Here is a 17,911-nt window from a genome sequence, read left to right as displayed (position 1 = left end):
TGTTTTGCTGTTTTCGTGCAAAAAAAAGAGCGGGCTATCTTTTCGATAACCTGCTCTTGTTCTTGATTTTGGCCCTGCTCCTTAACTTAATGACATTGCCGCTACCGGGTCTCCTTTTTGATTTGACGACGCGATCCGGCTCGACCGTAGTTTGTTCGGACATGGCGCCTCCTCGATCGGTTATGTCGACCAGAAATGTCAGTTTTGTCCACCTATTGTTGGGATTGCGCTACCGACAAAGCCGATCAAGCGATGCTATCATATTAGACAATCCAAGGGATTTGACTAGAGGAGGAACTACGCGATGATCAAACACTTGCAAGCGATTCCGATAAAAAATATAACGATCGACGATTCTTTTTGGGCCAAACGGCAAACGCTGATCCGCGAAACGGTCATTCCTTACCAATGGGAAGCTATGAACGACACGATCCCCGACGCCGAGCCCAGCCACACGGTAGAAAATTTCCGCATCGCCGCCGGCGAGCTGAAGGCCGATTATTATGGCCAGGTGTTCCAGGACAGCGACTTGGCCAAGTGGCTGGAAGCCGCCGGATACGCCTTGTCAATCAAGCGCGACGAGAAGCTCGAGGCGATTGCCGACGGCGTGATCGATTTGCTCGGGCGTGCGCAGCAAGCCGACGGCTATCTGAATACGTATTTTACGGTAGCGAAGCCGGGGAAAAAGTGGACAAATCTGCGAGACGATCATGAGTTATACTGCGCAGGGCATTTAATCGAGGCAGCCGTCGCTTATTACGAGGCAACGGGCAAACGTAAAGTCATCGACATCATGAGCCGTTACGCCGACCATATGGTCGATGTGTTCGGAAGGAAGCCAGGCCAGATTCGCGGTTACGACGGGCATCCGGAAATCGAGCTCGCGCTTGTCAGGCTCTACCGCGTAACCGGGAAGATCGGCTACTTGGAGCTGAGCCGTTTTTTCGTCGACGAACGAGGCCAAGTGCCGTACTTTTTCGATATCGAGGAAGCGGGAAGGACGGAGCATCGCGTAGCCAGAAGGAATGCGGATTATTTTCAAGCGCATTTGCCGGTGCGAGCGCAAAAGACGGCCGAAGGCCACTCCGTTCGCGCCTTGTATTTGTTCAGCGGCGTGACGGATCTCGCCGTGGAATATAACGATTCCGAGCTGCTGGAAGTATCCAAGGAGCTTTGGAGAAACGTGACTCGCAAAAGAATGTACGTTACCGGAGGCGTCGGGTCCAACGAATACTGGGAGTCGTTCACCATCGATTACGATTTGCCGAACGATCGGGCGTATACGGAAACTTGCGCAGCGATCAGCCTCATGTTCTGGGCGAGCCGCATGTTGCAAATCGAAGCGGATCGGGAATACGCGGATGTGATGGAGCGCGTCCTGTACAACGGGATTTTGAGCGGGATCTCTTTGGACGGCAAAAGCTACTTTTATGTCAACCCGCTGGAAGTATGGCCATCCGCGTGCGACGTTCGAGAAGATTTGCGGTCGGTGTCCAAGACGCGTCAAGCCTGGTTCGGCTGCGCTTGCTGCCCGCCGAACATCGCCCGCTTGATCGCTTCGCTCGGACAATACATTTATTCGTATAACGAGAGCGAGCAAGAATGGTTCGTCCATTTGTACATCGGCGGCCAAGCGCATCAATCGATCGACGGTCAACGGGTGCAATTGACTCAGCAATCCAATTACCCGTGGGAGGGCCATATTTATTTTACGGTTGCCGCGGAGCAACCGGCGGAATTTACGATAGCCCTTCGTTTACCGGGATGGTGCAAAGACGCCATGCTGAAGGTCAACGGAGAATCCGTCGCACTATCTTCAATGACGCACAAAGGCTATGCAAAAATTAAACGCGTATGGCTGAGCGGCGATCGGATCGAGCTTATATTGCCGATGGCGGTAGAGAAGGTGCGCTCCAATCCGAAGGTACGCGAAAATGTCGGCAAGCTGGCCTTGCAACGCGGACCGATCGTATTTTGCCTGGAAGAAGCGGATAACGGCGAACATTTGCGCGACATTCGCGTGTCTGCCGCTTCCGAATTCACGGCAAGATACGATGACGGGCTTCTCGAAGGCGTGGTTGTTCTGAATGGCGGCGCATGGCGGACGGACGAAGCCTCATATGACGACGATCGTTTATACCAAACCGATCCTTTCAAAAGCACCCCAGTTCAAATAAAGGCAATCCCGTATTTTGCATGGGCAAATCGAAAGCCTGGCGAAATGCTCGTATGGTTGCATGAGAACTACCTATAAAAAAGCTTGAATCATTCCCCAGCGGCCGGCGTATCCGGCTTCTGGGGTTTCATGTACAGATATCAATTGACAATTCAACATAGTTGAACTATATTAAAAAATGTTTAATGGTATGCAACGCACGGATCCTTCATCGTTAAAAGGTGAACTTAAGGGGGGAAGGCTGCAGCCTATGGAAATTTTACGACTTACTCGCGTTCGGAAACGGCTTGAAGAGCTGGGGGTGGATGGACTTCTCATCACGAATGCTTTTAACCGTAGATATTTAACCGGTTTTACCGGCTCGTCGGGATACGTTCTCGTAACGAAGGAAAAAGCGCTGCTCTTCACCGATTTCCGCTACGCGAGTCAGGCTGCGGAGCAGGCGAAGGCGTATGAAATCGTGCTGCATGCGATCAAGCCTGCGGAATCGATTTATGAAGCAATGAGATCGCTTGACGTGAAGAAGCTTGGATTTGAGAAAAATCACGTCGCGTATGCTACTTATATGGCTTACCAAGAGCAATTTTCGGGCATCGGGCTCGTTCCTACGGAGAATATCGTCGAATCGCTTCGAGGGATCAAGGACGAGAAGGAACTTGGCTTCATCCGCAAAGCCGTCGAAATTACCGAGCTTTCCTTCGAGCATATATTGGGCATGATGAAGCCGGGCATTTCCGAGCAAGACATTTCCGCGGAGCTTGAATATTCGATGCGCAAGAACGGAGCCCCTTCCTCGGCTTATGCGACCATCGTAGCTTCCGGCGAACGGGGAGCATTGCCGCACGGATTGGCGAGCGGCAAGCTGCTGGCTGCCGATGAATTCGTCACGCTCGACTTCGGCGCGAGCTATGAAGGGTATTGCTCGGACTTGACCCGCACCGTCTTCATCGGCACGCCGACGAATAAGCATAAAGAGATTTACAGCATCGTCTTGGAAGCGAACCGCGCGACGTTAGCCGGACTGAAGCCCGGCATTTCGGGCCAAGACGGCGATTCGCTTGCGAGAGATATTATCGCGGGACATGGCTACGGTCCGAACTTCGGACACGGTCTCGGGCACGCATTCGGGCTTGAAATCCATGAGCCCGTACGGCTATCGCAGCAAAGCAAAGACATTTTGCGGCCCGGCATGGTGATCACGGTCGAACCGGGCATTTATATTCCAGGCTTCGGCGGCGTTCGGATCGAAGATGACATCGTGGTTACGGAAACGGGAATTGAAGTTCTGACCAAGTCGAACAAAGAACTTATCGTACTATGATGAAATCCGATACGGCAGAGGTTGTCATTATTGGCGGAGGCATCATCGGCATGGCGATCGCTTATTACACGGCAAAGCTTGGGATGGACGTCGTTGTCGTGGAGCGGGGAGAGGTCGCCGGAGGAACGTCGTCGAGATGCGACGGCAACATTCTGGCGATCGATAAAGATCCGGGCTTCGACAGTCAGATGTCCTTGAAGTCGCAGGAGCTGATCGCCGAAATGGTGCATGAGCTCGACGAGGAATTCGAGTATCGGGCGCCGGGCAGCATTCTCGTTTGCGAGAGCGAGGAAGAAATGATCGCGGCCGAGCGTTGGGTTGCCCGCCAGAAGGAAGCGGGGCTTCCGTTCCGCATGCTCGACGCGCAAGATCTGCGAGACGAGTGGCCTTATATGTCGGATGATTTGCTCGGCGGCTTGGAGTGCGCAACCGATTCGACGGTAAATCCGGTATTGCTTGCCTATTCGCTTGCTTCTACGGCGCGTCGGCTCGGAGCCCGTATTCTGACGAATACTCCGGCCACGGCCATACTGCTGGATGAACAGAGGAAGATACGGGGCGTGGATACCCCGAACGGCACGATTAAGACGAATACCGTCATCAATGCGGCGGGCGTATGGTCGAAGATGATCGGGCTAATGGCCGGCATCGATATCCCGATCGAGCCTCGTAAAGGACATATTCTCGTTGCATCCCGAACTGCGAATATCGGCAAGCGGAAAGTGATGGAGTTCGGTTATTTGATCAGCAAGTTCGGCGGGAAACGAAAGGTAGATCCGAAGTTTGAGCAATACGGCATCGCGCTCGTATTTGAACCGACCGCTTCGCAAAATTTTCTGATCGGCTCCAGCCGGCAATTCGTCGGCATGGAACCGCGAGTCGACCAGCAGGTGACCCGGCTCATCGCGGAACGGGCGATTCGGTTTTTTCCGGTCATCGAGCACATTCCGATGCTGCGCACGTATGCCGGCTTGCGGCCATGGACGCCGGATCATCTGCCGATCGTATCGCCGATAGACGAAGTTCCCGGCTTGTACGTGGCGGCGGGGCATGAAGGCGACGGAATCAGTCTGGCAGCCGTTACGGGCAAAGCGATCAGCGAAATGCTAAGCGGTGTACAGACGTGTATCCCAACCGAACCTTTGCGTTACGATCGCTTTCGCAATGGACGCGTACACCAGGAGGTGGTCATATGAAGTTCGCCAAAATGGTGACGACGATCGATACCCATACTGGCGGCAACCCGACCCGTACGGTAACGAGCGGATCGCCGACGTTGTACGGAAAAACGATGACCGAGAAGATGGTGTACATGTCGGAGCGTCACGACGATTTCCGGCGAGCCTTAATGTTCGAGCCGCGCGGTCATGAGGTGATGTCCGGCTGCATCCTGACGGATCCTTGCGATCCAACGGCAGATATCGGCGTAGTGTTCATCGAGACCGGCGGTTACTTGCCGATGTGCGGGCACGATACGATCGGCGTGTGCACCGCGCTCATCGAAGGCGGAATTTATCCCGCGGACAAAAACGTGCTGCGTCTCGATACGCCGGCCGGGCTCGTGGAGGCAAAGCTCGAAACCGCGAACGGCAAAGTGAAGAAGGTTACGTTTACGAATATTCCTTCGTTTCTGTACCGGCAAGACGTTACGGTTCAAGTTGACGGTTTGGGCGAGCTAACGCTCGACATTGCCTATGGCGGCAATTTTTACGGCTTGATCGATGCCCGCCCGTTGAATTTGCCGTTGGTTCCGAACAGAGCGTCGGATATTATTCGGCTGGCGATCAAAATCCGCGACGCCGTTAATGCTCAAGTCGAAGTCGTGCATCCGGAAATTCCGGTTATCCGCGGCTTGACGCATATCGAGTTTTACGGCGATCCGGCATCTCCGCTGGCGCACTGCCGTAACACGGTTGTCGTGCCTCCGGGCGGCATCGACCGATCGCCTTGCGGTACCGGCACCGCGGCCAAAGTTGCAACCCTGTATGCAAAGGGGGAGCTGGCGTTGAACGAGGAGTTCGTGCATGAAAGCATCGTCGGTTCGATGTTTGAAGCAAAGGTGCTGGAGGTAACCAAGGTAGGAGGCTTGCCTGCCGTCGTTCCGCAAATATCCGGCTCCGCTTGGGTAACCGGATTCCATCAGTTCGTCTTCCGTGATAAGGATGCGCTGAACGACGGATTTTTCCTGCTCTAACGATAACCTTGGGAGGCGCGCAACGATGGAGTTCAGCAAATGGTTTGCGTCAATCGATACGCATTCCGGCGGCGAGCCGCTTCGAATCGTTACCGGCGGATTGCCTCCGATGGCAGGAACGACGCAGCAAGCTAGAGCCGGATACTTTGCCCGTAACTTCGATTCAGTTCGTCGGGTTCTCATGGCCGAGCCGCGCGGGCACCACGGCATGACCGGCGCGATCGTGACATCGCCCGCGAGCGAGGACGCCCATTTCGGCTTATTGTTCATGAACAACGAGGGGCTTGCCCCCATCAGCGGACACGGCGTTATCGCAGCCGTCACCGCATGGATCGAAACCGGGCAGCTGCGGCCGGATGAAGCCGCTCAAGGCATTCGCATCGATAGTCCGGCAGGGCGTATAACGGCGTACGCCGATTGCGAAGGGGAGGAGGTAAAGTCGGTATCGATCGATAACGTGGCGAGCTTCGTTTATGCCCTGGATATCCCGATCTCGCTCCATGGAGTTGAGTTTACGGTGGATGTCGCCTTCAGCGGCGCGTTCTATGCCATAGTTGACGCGAATCGTCTAGGCGGAATCAAGCTTACGGAAAACGCGCTCCCTGATTTGCAGGCATGGGGCGGAGCGATTAAACGGGCTATCGAATCGCAACTCGATTTCGTCCATCCCGAGTTATCCGAGATATCGGGGATTCACGGCGTCGTCATTTGCGATGCGGTTGACGTGCGCGCGTCCGGCTCCCGCTGCCGCAATGTGACGGTATTCGCGGGCGAGCAGTTCGACCGTTCTCCGGGCGGCGCGGGAGCATGCGCGCATATGGCCGTGCTGATCGGGCGCGGCGAGCTTCGTCTCGGCGAAGAAGTGATCTACGAAGGAATCACGGGCTCGCGGGCGACAGGTAAAGCGATGGCGGAGACGATGTGCGGAACCTACCGGGCGATCGTTCCCCGATTGACAGGCACCGCCTTTATTTTAGGAATGATGAATTTCGTCGTCGATCCGAGCGATCCGCTGCCCGACTTTGTCTTGCGCTAGCCGCTAGTTTTCAAGTTTCGAAATCATAACTCACTTTACATTTTGAGAGGAGTCATTATCAATGGTACGTTTTGAAGGCGTATATGTAGCAATCGTTACACCGTTTACGGCATCTTACGAGGTAGATTACAAACGCTTGACGGAGCTATGCGATTGGTTGATCTCGCAAGGCGTGAACGGTCTCGTACCGACGGGTTCCCTTGGAGAATACGCGACGATGTCGGGCGAAGAGCGCGCGAAAGTGGTCGAGACGGTAATCGCGGCAGCCGCAGGCCGCGTGCCGGTTGTCGTCGGTTCGGCAGCGCCTTCGACGCAGCAAGCCGTCGCTTGGGTTCGCCACGCGAAGGAATCGGGAGCCGCAGGCGTTATGGCGCTGCCGCCGATCAACTACAAGCCGCTTGAGCATGAAGTCATCGCGCATTACGAAGCTCTGAACGCGGTCGGGCTGCCGATCGTCGCTTATAACAATCCGCACGACTACAAAGTCGATCTGACGCCGGACTTGCTGGCAAAGCTGTCGAAGCTCGAAAACGTCGTAGCCGTAAAAGAATTTTCCGGGGACATCCGCCGCGTGCACGAAATTATAGCCAAAACGGATCTGGAAGTGATGATCGGCGTTGACGATCTGGCGATGGAGGGACCGTTGTTCGGAGCAACGGGCTGGATCTCCGGCGTACCGAACGCGCTCCCGAAGGAAGGCGTCGAGCTGTTTAACCTTGCAAGGCAGGGCAAGGTCAAGGAAGCTTCCGAGCTGTACCGGCATCTTGTACCGTTATTCCACTACGATGCTAGCCCGCAGCTTGTCCAATCGATCAAATATATGATGGAGCTTGCCGGCTTCCCGGTAGGACCGACTCGTCCGCCTAGATTGCCGCTGCCTGAAGCCGGTTATCAAGCGATCAAAAAAGATTTTGAATATGCCGTCAACCGTAAATAAAACGAAGTGATCGACATTCGGAAAGAACGGGGGGGTACGTGGAATGGTGAACAGTAAGAATTGGATCGGAGGAGAATGGATCACTCCGAATGCCGGCGAAGTCGTAATCAAGAACCCTTCAAACGTGCGGGAAGACGTCGGCGTGCTGCATTTGTCGGACGCAACCCACGTCATTCAGGCGGAGCAGGCGGCGCGCAAGGCGTTCGCTTCTTGGTCCCGTTTGACCGGGGCGGCGAGAGCCGATTATTTGTACAAAATGGCCGGGGCTCTGGAAGCGCGTCTCGTCGAAGTCGCTACATTGGCGAGTTTGGAGATGGGCAAGCCGATTACGGAAATGCGCGGCGAAGTGATGCGAGGCGTAAATTTGCTCCGCTATTACGCAGCCGAAGGCGTTCGCGCGAACGGCGTCGTCATCCCTTCCAATGAAACCAATGTGCTGCAATATACGAAGAGAGTGCCGCTCGGCGTTGTCGGCATCATTACGCCGTGGAACTTCCCGGTGGCCATTCCGATTTGGAAGATCGCGCCTGCGCTCATCTGCGGCAACGCCGTCATCTGGAAGCCCGCGGAGTTCGCTTCGCTTACGGCTAGCCGGCTTGCCGAAATTTTTGCTTCCATAGACTTGCCTGCGGGCGTGTTAAACCTTGTTATCGGCAAAGGCAGCAAGATCGGCGACGTCCTGTTGGAGCAAGTTGCGTTAAACGCCGTCAGCTTTACCGGCTCTACGTCGACCGGCACGCGCGTGGCGGAAATTTGCGCCCGCCGCAATATCAAGTACCAAACCGAGATGGGCGGCAAAAATGCGGCCATCGTTCTGAACGACGCCAATCTCGATAAGACGATACCGATGATCATCAGCGGCGCATTCCGTTCCGCCGGTCAGAAATGTACGGCGACGAGCCGGATCATCGTAGAAAGCGGTATCTACGAGCCGTTCGTCGAATCGTTGAAAAAAGCCGTTTCGGCGATCAAGCTCGCGGCGGCGTTGGACCCTGCGGCTTATCTCGGACCGGTTGCATCCGCCAGCCAGCATAAAACCGTCATGACCTATGTGAAGATGGCGCGCGAGCAGGCGGATATCGTCGTCGAAGGGCCTTCCCTGGCGGAAGCGAACGAAGGGAACTACATCCGTCCGATTGTCGCGGCGGGCGTCGATGCAGATCATCCGCTCATTCAAGAAGAAATTTTCGGACCGGTCGCCGCGCTGCTGAAGGCAAGCGATTTTGACGAGACGATCGCTTTGTGCAATCGCACGGTATTCGGTCTGAGCGCTTCCGTGTTTACTCAAAATCTCGCTCATGCGCATCGTTTCCTGGACGAAGCGCAAGCGGGCATGGTTCGCGTCAATCAGGAAACGGCCGGCGTCGAATATCAGGCGCCGTTCGGCGGCATGAAGCTGTCCAGCTCGCACACGCGCGAGCAAGGGCAAGCGGCGCTCGATTTTTACACCGAAATCAAAACTTGCGCAATCAGCTACGCCTAGAAGGGTCAGCCCATGAAACCTTCATCCATGATCATTTGCCGTTGCGAAGAAGTAACGATCGAACAGCTGGAACAGGCGTTTCGGACGGGAAGCTGCACCTCGCGTCAATTGAAAATGAAAACGCGGGCGTCGATGGGCGCCTGCCAAGGCCGCGTGTGCAGGCAACTGGTGGAAGCTTGGGTTCACGACAACAATCCGGATGCGCCGCACGACACCGAACTGCTATCGTATCGTCCGCCGATCCGGCCGGTTACATTCGGCCAGCTAGCAAAGGGTGAATCGTAAATGGAACGAATAGATGATCATCCCATACTAGGCCGTAAACCGTTGCGGGAGACCGTTTCCTTCACGTTTAACGGGAAGCCGATGAAGGGCTATCGCGGAGAGCCGCTAGCCGCTGCTTTGCTGGCGGCCGGGATCCGGACGCTGCGCAAACATGAAGAGTCGGGCAGCCCTCGGGGGTTGTATTGCGGGATCGGACATTGCATGGAATGCCGTCTGAGCGTACAGGGCAAGGGTATTGTCCGCTCCTGCCTGACACCGCTGGAAGACGGCATGAACGTATTCGAAGGGCAACGGCTGCCGAACGAAATCACCGGGAGGACACTGCCATGAACCGACAACGACAGCAATCGGATGTGATTGTCGTAGGGGCCGGACCGGCAGGCTTGTCGGCGGCCATCGTTGCCGCCGAGAACGGCCTCCGCGTAACCGTCATCGACGAATTTCCGGAGCCTGGCGGACGCATGCTCGGACAGTTCCACGAAGAGCGCGGGCATTGGTGGGTCGGCAAGCGGATCGCCGATGAGCTGATCGAGCAAAACCGGGCGCAAGGCGTGAAGATTCGCTGCGGAGTATCGGTTTACGGCATGCTGAAGGTCGACGGCTTGTGGGAGGTGTCCACCTCGCAAGGCACGATGATCGCGCCGCGCGTGCTGCTCGCTACCGGCGCGGCGGAGATTCCGATGCCGACAGACGGCTGGACGCTGCCCGGCGTGATGTCGATCGGCGCCGCGCAAGTGATGTCGAACGTCCATTATGTCAAACCGGGCAAACGCGGGCTCGTGATCGGCGTGAATGTGCTGGCGATGGCGATCGCCCGCGAATTATCGGTTAGCGGCGTAACGCTCGCAGGCATCGTGCTGCCGCCGAGCAGCCCGTTCGCCGGAAAATCGGCTCTGCCGAAAGAAAATTTGCGGCTGCTGATGGGCTTGTCGCACCTTGCTCCATCGCCCATTCTTCGTTTCGGAGGCAAATTCGCCAACGCACTCGGCATGGCGGGCATCGTGTCCAGCTTGTTCCCGCGAGGCGGCATCAAAATATGGGATATTCCGCTGAAGCTGCGCACAGCCGCCCTAGCGATCAACGGCACCGACCGGGTCGAGTCGGTTACGCTTGCCGACGTGAACGGCCAAGGCGAGATCATCGCCGGAAGCGAGCGGGAGGAAGCGGTCGATTTCGTTGCGCTGGCGGGCGGATTGTATCCTTTGGCCGAGCTGGCATCGGTTGCCGGTTGTCCGTTTATTTACACGCCGGAACTTGGCGGCCACTTGCCGCTGCATAGCGAGCGGATGCAGACGCCGGTCGAAGGGCTGTATGTGGCCGGCAACATCACCGGCGTCGAGAGCGCTCTTGTGGCAATGGCGCAAGGCCGTCTGGCAGCCGCGTCGATTTGCAACGATGCCGGCTTGTACGGCCATGAAGGCGAGCATAAAGTAGCAAACGCCATCGAAGAGGTGCGCCGCGTTCGCGCCTCGGCTTTAATCCAGTTCCATCCGGGCATTCCGGAGGCGAGGCGCAAAATATACCTGTTGTGGCGGGATACCATTCAAGCGGGAGTGCGATGATGATATGGCAGTTCAAGCGGGAAACAGTACGAACATCATCATGCGGCTTGAAACGGATAAGCATAAAATTACATTCGGTCAGATCGTTACGGCGATCGGCGAAGCGGGCGGCGATATCGTAGCGGTCGACGTCAACCGCGCCGGCAAACATAAGACGATTCACGATATTACGGTAACGATCGATCCGGCATTCTCCGAGAGGATCGTCGCGCGTCTGAGCGAGACGGATGGCGTCAAAGTAATCAACGTTTCGGACCAGACGCTGCTGCTGCATCTTGGCGGGAAAATCGAAGTGGCGCCAAAGCTGCGGATCAAAAACCGCGACGATCTATCGCGCGTGTATACGCCGGGCGTCGCCAGAGTCAGCATGGCGATTCATGACGATCCGTCCCGCGCTTACTCGTTGACGATCAAGAGAAATACGGTCGCCGTCGTGTCCGACGGCACCGCCGTTCTTGGGCTTGGCAATATCGGGCCGCTGGCGGCGATGCCGGTCATGGAAGGCAAAGCGATGCTGTTCAAACAGCTGGCCGACGTCGATGCGTTCCCGATCTGTCTCGACACGCAGGATACGGAGGAAATCATTGAAACGATCAAACGGATCGCGCCTGCGTTCGGAGGCATTAATCTGGAGGATATATCCTCGCCGCGCTGCTTTGAGATCGAACGCAGATTGGTAGAGGAGCTTGATATACCGGTATTTCACGACGATCAGCATGGCACGGCCGTCGTTCTGCTGGCAGGTCTATATAATGCGGTCAAGCTAGTCGGCAAACGGCTCGAGGATTGCAAGGTCGTGCTGTGCGGAGTAGGAGCGGCCGGCAACGCCTGTACGAAAATTTTGCTGTCCGCGGGCGTCACGGATATCATCGGCGTGGACCGCTTCGGCGCATTGGTGCGGGGGCAATCGTACGATAACGAAGCGTGGACGTGGTATGCGGAGCATACCAATCCGAACATGGCAACGGGAACGTTATCCGACGTCATTCATGGCGCGGACATTTTTATAGGCGTGTCCGGACCGGGCGTATTGCAAGCAACCGACGTGAAGAAGATGGCGAAAGACCCGATCGTCTTCGCGATGGCCAATCCGACTCCGGAGATTGTTCCGGAGGAAGTGGAAGGCATCGTGCGCGTCATGGCGACCGGAAGGTCGGATTACCCGAACCAGATCAACAACGTACTGTGCTTTCCCGGCTTATTCCGGGGCGTCCTCGATTGCCGCGCTTCCAGCGTGACGGAGCCGATGAAGCTGGCGGCTGCGAAGGCGATCGCTTCGGTCGTTACGGACGATGAGTTGAACGAAAATTATATTATCCCAAGCGTCTTTAATCAGCATGTCGTCGAACAGGTACGCAAAGCCGTGATTGGCGCCGCATATGAGTCAAAGGTAGCGCGCAGGCGGGACATCCGCACTGAGGAATTTTCGAGCGAAGTATGAGTCCGGATATGGGGGAGAAGGTCATGGTCACAGTGAACGGCGTATCGTACAAAAACGTTCAAATTCACGATCCTTTCTGGACCAAATATAGGAACCTGGTACGCGATGAGGTCATCCCTTATCAGTGGAATGCGCTGAATGACCGCATTGAGGACGCAGCCCCGAGTCATGCGATCCAAAACTTCCGTATAGCCGCGGGCGAAGAGGAAGGGAACTTCTACGGCTATATTTTCCAAGACAGCGATGTCGCCAAATGGCTTGAAGCCGTCGCATACGGTTTGGCCGCGACTCCCGATCCGGAATTGGAGAAGCTGGCCGATGAAACGATTGATTTGCTGGGCAGAGCGCAGCAGGCGGACGGCTACCTGAATACGTTCTTTACGATCAAATACCCGGATCGGCGTTGGTCGAACGAACGCGACGACCATGAGACCTATTGCGCCGGCCATTTGATCGAAGCGGCTGTCGCCTATTATGAGACGACGGGTAAAATCAAGCTGCTCGACATCGCGTGTAAGCTCGCGGATCATATCGATACCGTATACGGCGCAGAAGAAGGCAAACTTCGCGGGTATCCGGGCCACCAGGAGATCGAGCTTGCCTTGATGAGGCTGTACGAAGCGACGGGCGACGAACGTTATTTGAAGCTGAGCCGGTATTTTATCGACGAACGCGGGCAAGAGCCGAATTATTTCAAGCTGGAAGCGGACAAGCGGGCGGAACGGTTCGGACGGGAATCGCTGCTTGCCGAAGGCTATTATCATTTATATAAACACAACTATGAATACAATCAGTCGCATTTGCCCGTACGCGAGCAGCAGCATGCGGTAGGCCATGCCGTTCGCGCGGTGTACATGTACGCCGGCATGACCGACGTGGCGGCGGAAACGCAGGATCAATCGTTATTCGAAGCGTGCAAGCGTCTGTGGGATAACGTGACCCGGCGTCAAATGTATATTACCGGCGGCATCGGCTCCAACCACGACGGCGAGGCGTTCTCGTTCGATTACGATTTGCCGAACGATACGGCGTATACGGAAACGTGCGCGTCGATCGGGCTTATATTCTGGGCGCACCGGATGCTGCATCTCGACCCGGACGGCAAATATGCCGATGTGATCGAACGGGCGTTGTACAACGGCACGATCAGCGGCATGTCGCTCGACGGCAAAAGCTTCTTCTACGTCAATCCGCTGGAGGTATGGCCGGAAGCATGCAAGCGGCCGGACAAAAAACACGTAGAGCCGGTTCGGCAAAAGTGGTTCAACTGCGCTTGCTGCCCTCCGAATCTCGCAAGGCTTATCGCATCGCTCGGCGGGTATATTTATTCGCAAAGCGAACATATCGCCTATGTTCACCAATATATCGGCAGCGATACGAAGCTGGAAGTTGCCGGACGTCACGTCCGACTATCGCAAAAAACGAATTTCCCGTGGGATGAGACAATCGAGCTAGCCGTTTCCCCGGATCGTCCGGGCGAATTTACGGTAGCCGTCAGAATTCCGGGATGGTGCGAAGGCGCTGCCATCCAAGTGAACGGTCAACCGGTTTCGGTGGAAGCCAATCTGCACAAAGGCTATGCAGCGATCACGCGCGAGTGGAAAGCCGGAGATATCGTGTTGATCGTCCTGCCAATGCCGATCGAGCGCGTATACGCGAACCCCAACGTACGCGTGAATGCGGGCAAGGTGGCGCTGCAGCGAGGTCCGGTCGTCTATTGCCTGGAGCAGGTCGACAACGGAGCGATTTTGCCGGATATTTCGCTGTCGGAACATGCCGCGCTCTACGCTCGGTTCGAACCGGACGTACTCTCCGGCGTTACGGTCATTACCGGCGAAGCGGTGCGCGGCGAATGGCCAGGCGGGGACACGCCGTTGTACGCTAAGAAGAAACGAATAGAACATTCCGTCAAGATCCAAGCTATCCCCTATTTCGCCTGGGCAAACCGCGGTGCGGGCGAAATGCTCGTCTGGATTCGGGAGCGCTAACATCAAACGAGTCGATGGGAGGCCTTGAATTGTACAATGTTCTAGTTGTAGATGACGAACCTAGACATCGCAGAGGCTTGACCCGGATGATTCAAGAGCTTCGGCCGCACTATAGCATTTATGACGCGAAAAACGGCATGGAGGCATTAGAGCGTATTTATTCCAATCTGATCGACATTGTAATTACCGATATTCAGATGCCTGTCGTGGACGGCTTGCAACTGATGGAGCAGCTCCGCGGCAGTCGGAAGGATATTAAAGTCATTATCCTTAGCGCTTACGGACAATTTGAATATGCGCAAAAGGCGATTGCGTTAGGCGTTTCCGATTACATCCTCAAGCCGGTCGATGAAACGAAAATCGAGCAATTGCTGGCCGGAACCGAAAGCAAGCTTAAAGACGAACGGGAAGACCGGCTGGAATTCCAAATGAATAAATGGATCCGCGGGCATCTGTCCGAGCAGGAGGCATCAAGCCTGGAGCGCCAATTCCCTATGGACGGAGACGGCATCGTCTTTGTGGCGGAGCTCGGCATGCCGGAATCGTCCGGCATGGAGCGGAACCGGCTTGCAACGCAATGGGAAACGTTTCGCGACGAGGTTAAAAACGACCTGAAAGCGATCCTCCGACCGATTGGCGAGCATGCCGTTTTTTATCTTCCGGAGGCTGCGGATCGACTTGTTGCGGTTATCGCAACCCAGGGCAACGGAGAGACGCTTCTCCATGACGTTGCCGATAAGGTGAACGAATGGATTCGCCGGATGTCCGGTATGCATAACATCCAAATAGCGGTTGGAGTGGGCGACGTTTGCCCTAACTTGGGCAGCGAGGCGAAGATTTCCTTTCATCAAGCGAAAGCCATATTGAAATACAACTTTTTTGCCGGCAGCGGCTCTGTTCTTGCTTACAAAGACATTCGGGCAACAACGCCGCCGCAATCGTTTAACAGGTATTTGGGCGATATTTTTGCAACGGCTGCCATGCAGACAAATCGGGAGCAGATCGTGCGGATCGTCGGAGAGAACATCGCCTCGATGCTTACGGCAGGATATCCGGAGCCCGGGCTGATGATTTCGAGCTGCGCGATTGCTCTGCAGCAGCAGGCCGTCAAATCTTGTACGTCGATTCAGAACGTTGCTGAAGATCTGATGCAATGCAAGCATATCGATCAATTGATCGCGGTCGTAGCCGAGAAGCTGCACGCGATGGCCATGCAGCAAGCGGACAAAAAAAATAGGCGAAGCGATGACATTATCGATATGTGCAAGGCGTATATCGATCGGCATTATGCCGAACCGATCTCGCTTACGTCGATCGCCGATCATTTTCATTTCAATGCTTCTTATTTCAGCAATTTGTTTAAGAACGGAACGCAAATGAATATAAGCGATTATATTTTGAAAACGCGGATGAGCGTGGCAGAGCGGCTGTTACAAAAGTCATCGCACAAGGTGTATGTAATCGCTTCGAAGGTCGGTTACCCGGACGTCAAATATTTTATCCGATTGTTTAAAAAAGAGTTTGGATTGTCTCCGGACGAATACAGGCGGCAGATGGGAAATTCGCAGCGCGAGGAAGCAGGCTTATGAACGATAAGCTTGTTTTGTTGTCGCGTCTGCGGTATCCAAGCTTTCGAACCAAGCTCGTCCTTTCCTATATTATTCTGATCACGATCCCGCTCAGCATCATGGGGTACAAATATTACCACTCAAGCAAAAACGCCGTTTCGGACTTCGCCAGGCAAAATATTTATTCGATCGTCAAACAGAATAATCAGATCGTCGACGGCGAGCTGGGCAAGGTTGCGGACAGAAGTCTTGGGATGATCGCCGATCAGGAATTGTACGCCGAATACAAAAACGTGCAAAAAGACGACGGCTATAGCGTGATCAATATGGAAAAAAAGATCTCGAAAATCATTACGCGATATTTCTCGGAGTATAACAACATTTATTCCATCCATCTCATGACAAGCTATAACAACATAGGTACAGCGTCCTTGATTCCTTACCAAAATTTTTACGAAACGAAGCTTTATCGCGAGGCCGAGCGGCTTGACGGGGGATTGGGATGGATTCCTACATATGATTTTACGAGCATGTTCAATCTCGATTATTTGCAAAAGGAAAATATCGACTATAACCATCTGTTCTCCGCAGTAAGAAAGCTGAAACTCTTCAAAATGAATAACAGCGAGTTAACATCGCTTGACGGCACTGCCGAGCTTCCGACTCTAGTCGTCAATTACGATCCTAGCTTTTACGCAACCGTTTTTGAGAGCAGCATGCCCAATGACGGCTCTTATTTTTTCGTGACCAGCAAGGAAGGCGACATTATCGCCCATAGCGATAAGAGCAAGATTGCAACGAGAGAGACGCCGCCATGGCTCGCTCACATTGCCGACCAAGCAAGCGGTTCGGAATTTATTGATATAGACGGCAAAAAAATGATCGTTTGTTATGACACCTCGCGTGTCACCGGATGGATTTCGGCGATCGTCGTCTCCCCTGAAGCGTTAATGAGCTCTTTCACGCCGGAAATTCAATCATACACCGTATATATCGCCTTGATCTTGGTGACGATTTCTCTCCTGTTTGCCTTTTTAATATCCGGTTCGATCACAAAGCCGATCCATAAGCTGCTGCAAGCGATCAAAAAAATGGGTCAGGGCGACTTCGACAGCCGCATTCCCGGAAGCGATCGAAGCGAAATGGGTTATCTGATCAGAAAATTCAATCAAATGAACGACAAAATCAATCTGCTCATCGAAGAAAACTATAAAGTAACGATCAGGGAAAAAGAAGCGGAGATCATGGCGCTGAACGTTCAAATGAACCCTCACTTCTTATATAACTCCTTAAATATCATCAATTGGATGGCCATTGAAAACAATCAAAAGGACATTAGCAAAATGCTCGTCAGCTTATCTTCCATGCTTCAATACACCTCGCAAAACCTGCAAGAATTGACATCTTTTAGCTCGGATTTGGAATGGCTTCAACATTACATTTTCATCATCCAAAATCGGTTTGAAGGCAAGTTCGACGTGCAATACGATATCGATCCCGAGCTTGCGAGAGAGAAGGTTCCGAAATTATTCCTCCAGCCCTTTGTGGAAAATGCCATTCTGCACGGATTCGCCTTAATGGACGAAGGAGGATGGATTCGGATTAGCGGCAGGATCGAAGGCAAGGATTGCATTTATACCGTGGAGGATAACGGCATCGGGTTCGATCCGGATACAACGGTATTAACGACGGTCGGGGCAGACGAGCGCGAATCGATCGGCATTCAAAATGTAGACAAGCGAATCAAGTTGATTTATGGCGGTCAATACGGCGTCGCTATTCGGTCGTCGAAAGGGGAAGGAACAATCGTTAAGATCGTTCTTCCGAAAACAAATAAATAAAGTCCACCATTCCAAAGATGTTAGAATTTATGACTTCATCTGGAGGCAATAAACTTGAATTGTAAACATTTTGTAAACG

The 17,911-nt window shown here is 54.2% G+C and carries 14 protein-coding genes; all 14 read left to right on the top strand.

The window, feature by feature from the left end:
- The first annotated feature begins 304 nt into the window (after positions 1–304).
- The 14 genes from ACFPPD_RS10855 to ACFPPD_RS10790 all read left to right on the top strand — a co-directional run bounded on the left by ACFPPD_RS10855 (position 305) and on the right by ACFPPD_RS10790 (position 17,832).
- On the top strand, positions 305–2,254 hold the full coding sequence (locus ACFPPD_RS10855; RefSeq protein ID WP_209750974.1) for a glycoside hydrolase family 127 protein: 1,950 nt from the start codon (positions 305–307) through the stop codon (positions 2,252–2,254).
- 172 nt (positions 2,255–2,426) lie between these two features.
- Positions 2,427–3,497, top strand: coding sequence for a M24 family metallopeptidase (locus ACFPPD_RS10850; RefSeq protein WP_209750976.1), 1,071 nt, complete (start codon positions 2,427–2,429; stop codon positions 3,495–3,497).
- Positions 3,497–4,693, top strand: coding sequence for an NAD(P)/FAD-dependent oxidoreductase (locus tag ACFPPD_RS10845; protein WP_209751005.1), 1,197 nt, complete (start codon positions 3,497–3,499; stop codon positions 4,691–4,693). The genes ACFPPD_RS10850 and ACFPPD_RS10845 overlap by 1 nt, the downstream gene beginning before the upstream one ends.
- Positions 4,690–5,691, top strand: coding sequence for a proline racemase family protein (locus ACFPPD_RS10840; protein ID WP_209750978.1), 1,002 nt, complete (start codon positions 4,690–4,692; stop codon positions 5,689–5,691). Before ACFPPD_RS10845 ends, ACFPPD_RS10840 begins: the two co-directional genes overlap by 4 nt.
- Positions 5,692–5,716: 25 nt before the next feature.
- Positions 5,717–6,727: a proline racemase family protein gene (locus ACFPPD_RS10835; protein ID WP_209750980.1), complete on the top strand. Its 1,011-nt coding sequence runs from the start codon at positions 5,717–5,719 to the stop codon at positions 6,725–6,727.
- Positions 6,728–6,788: 61 nt separating this feature from the next.
- Positions 6,789–7,664, top strand: coding sequence for a dihydrodipicolinate synthase family protein (locus ACFPPD_RS10830; RefSeq protein WP_209750982.1), 876 nt, complete (start codon positions 6,789–6,791; stop codon positions 7,662–7,664).
- A 46-nt stretch (positions 7,665–7,710) separates the two neighbouring features.
- Complete coding sequence (locus tag ACFPPD_RS10825) at positions 7,711–9,147, top strand: aldehyde dehydrogenase family protein (protein WP_209751007.1); 1,437 nt, start codon at positions 7,711–7,713, stop codon at positions 9,145–9,147.
- Between the two features lie 12 nt (positions 9,148–9,159).
- Positions 9,160–9,432, top strand: coding sequence for a (2Fe-2S)-binding protein (locus ACFPPD_RS10820; protein WP_209750983.1), 273 nt, complete (start codon positions 9,160–9,162; stop codon positions 9,430–9,432).
- Positions 9,433–9,762 carry a (2Fe-2S)-binding protein gene (locus tag ACFPPD_RS10815; RefSeq protein WP_209750985.1) on the top strand — a complete coding sequence of 110 codons (330 nt, stop codon included), beginning with the start codon at positions 9,433–9,435 and terminating at the stop codon, positions 9,760–9,762.
- Positions 9,759–10,994, top strand: coding sequence for an NAD(P)/FAD-dependent oxidoreductase (locus tag ACFPPD_RS10810; RefSeq protein WP_209750987.1), 1,236 nt, complete (start codon positions 9,759–9,761; stop codon positions 10,992–10,994). The genes ACFPPD_RS10815 and ACFPPD_RS10810 overlap by 4 nt, the downstream gene beginning before the upstream one ends.
- Before the next feature lie 4 nt (positions 10,995–10,998).
- Positions 10,999–12,435, top strand: coding sequence for an NAD-dependent malic enzyme (locus ACFPPD_RS10805; RefSeq protein WP_209750989.1), 1,437 nt, complete (start codon positions 10,999–11,001; stop codon positions 12,433–12,435).
- Positions 12,436–12,458: 23 nt separating this feature from the next.
- Positions 12,459–14,423, top strand: a complete 1,965-nt coding sequence (locus ACFPPD_RS10800) for a glycoside hydrolase family 127 protein (RefSeq protein WP_378082185.1) — start codon at positions 12,459–12,461, stop codon at positions 14,421–14,423.
- Positions 14,424–14,452: 29 nt separating this feature from the next.
- Positions 14,453–16,012: a response regulator transcription factor gene (locus ACFPPD_RS10795; RefSeq protein ID WP_209750991.1), complete on the top strand. Its 1,560-nt coding sequence runs from the start codon at positions 14,453–14,455 to the stop codon at positions 16,010–16,012.
- Positions 16,009–17,832 carry a sensor histidine kinase gene (locus ACFPPD_RS10790; RefSeq protein WP_209750992.1) on the top strand — a complete coding sequence of 608 codons (1,824 nt, stop codon included), beginning with the start codon at positions 16,009–16,011 and terminating at the stop codon, positions 17,830–17,832. The genes ACFPPD_RS10795 and ACFPPD_RS10790 overlap by 4 nt, the downstream gene beginning before the upstream one ends.
- Positions 17,833–17,911 lie beyond the last annotated feature (79 nt).

The sequence above is a fragment of the Cohnella suwonensis genome, assembly GCF_042655365.1.
Taxonomy (GTDB): domain Bacteria; phylum Bacillota; class Bacilli; order Paenibacillales; family Paenibacillaceae; genus Cohnella; species Cohnella suwonensis.
The sequence above is the reverse complement of the archived record's forward strand: the minus strand, read 5'-3'. Positions and strand labels throughout refer to the sequence as shown.

What these genes read in the sequence shown, in the direction of transcription:
- ACFPPD_RS10855 (WP_209750974.1), top strand. Translation starts at nt 305, where the DNA reads ATGATCAAACACTTGCAAGCGATTCCGATAAAAAATATAACGATCGAC.
- ACFPPD_RS10850 (WP_209750976.1), top strand. Translation starts at nt 2,427, where the DNA reads ATGGAAATTTTACGACTTACTCGCGTTCGGAAACGGCTTGAAGAGCTG.
- ACFPPD_RS10845 (WP_209751005.1), top strand. Translation starts at nt 3,497, where the DNA reads ATGAAATCCGATACGGCAGAGGTTGTCATTATTGGCGGAGGCATCATC.
- ACFPPD_RS10840 (WP_209750978.1), top strand. Translation starts at nt 4,690, where the DNA reads ATGAAGTTCGCCAAAATGGTGACGACGATCGATACCCATACTGGCGGC.
- ACFPPD_RS10835 (WP_209750980.1), top strand. Translation starts at nt 5,717, where the DNA reads ATGGAGTTCAGCAAATGGTTTGCGTCAATCGATACGCATTCCGGCGGC.
- ACFPPD_RS10830 (WP_209750982.1), top strand. Translation starts at nt 6,789, where the DNA reads ATGGTACGTTTTGAAGGCGTATATGTAGCAATCGTTACACCGTTTACG.
- ACFPPD_RS10820 (WP_209750983.1), top strand. Translation starts at nt 9,160, where the DNA reads ATGAAACCTTCATCCATGATCATTTGCCGTTGCGAAGAAGTAACGATC.
- ACFPPD_RS10815 (WP_209750985.1), top strand. Translation starts at nt 9,433, where the DNA reads ATGGAACGAATAGATGATCATCCCATACTAGGCCGTAAACCGTTGCGG.
- ACFPPD_RS10810 (WP_209750987.1), top strand. Translation starts at nt 9,759, where the DNA reads ATGAACCGACAACGACAGCAATCGGATGTGATTGTCGTAGGGGCCGGA.
- ACFPPD_RS10805 (WP_209750989.1), top strand. Translation starts at nt 10,999, where the DNA reads ATGGCAGTTCAAGCGGGAAACAGTACGAACATCATCATGCGGCTTGAA.
- ACFPPD_RS10800 (WP_378082185.1), top strand. Translation starts at nt 12,459, where the DNA reads ATGGTCACAGTGAACGGCGTATCGTACAAAAACGTTCAAATTCACGAT.
- ACFPPD_RS10790 (WP_209750992.1), top strand. Translation starts at nt 16,009, where the DNA reads ATGAACGATAAGCTTGTTTTGTTGTCGCGTCTGCGGTATCCAAGCTTT.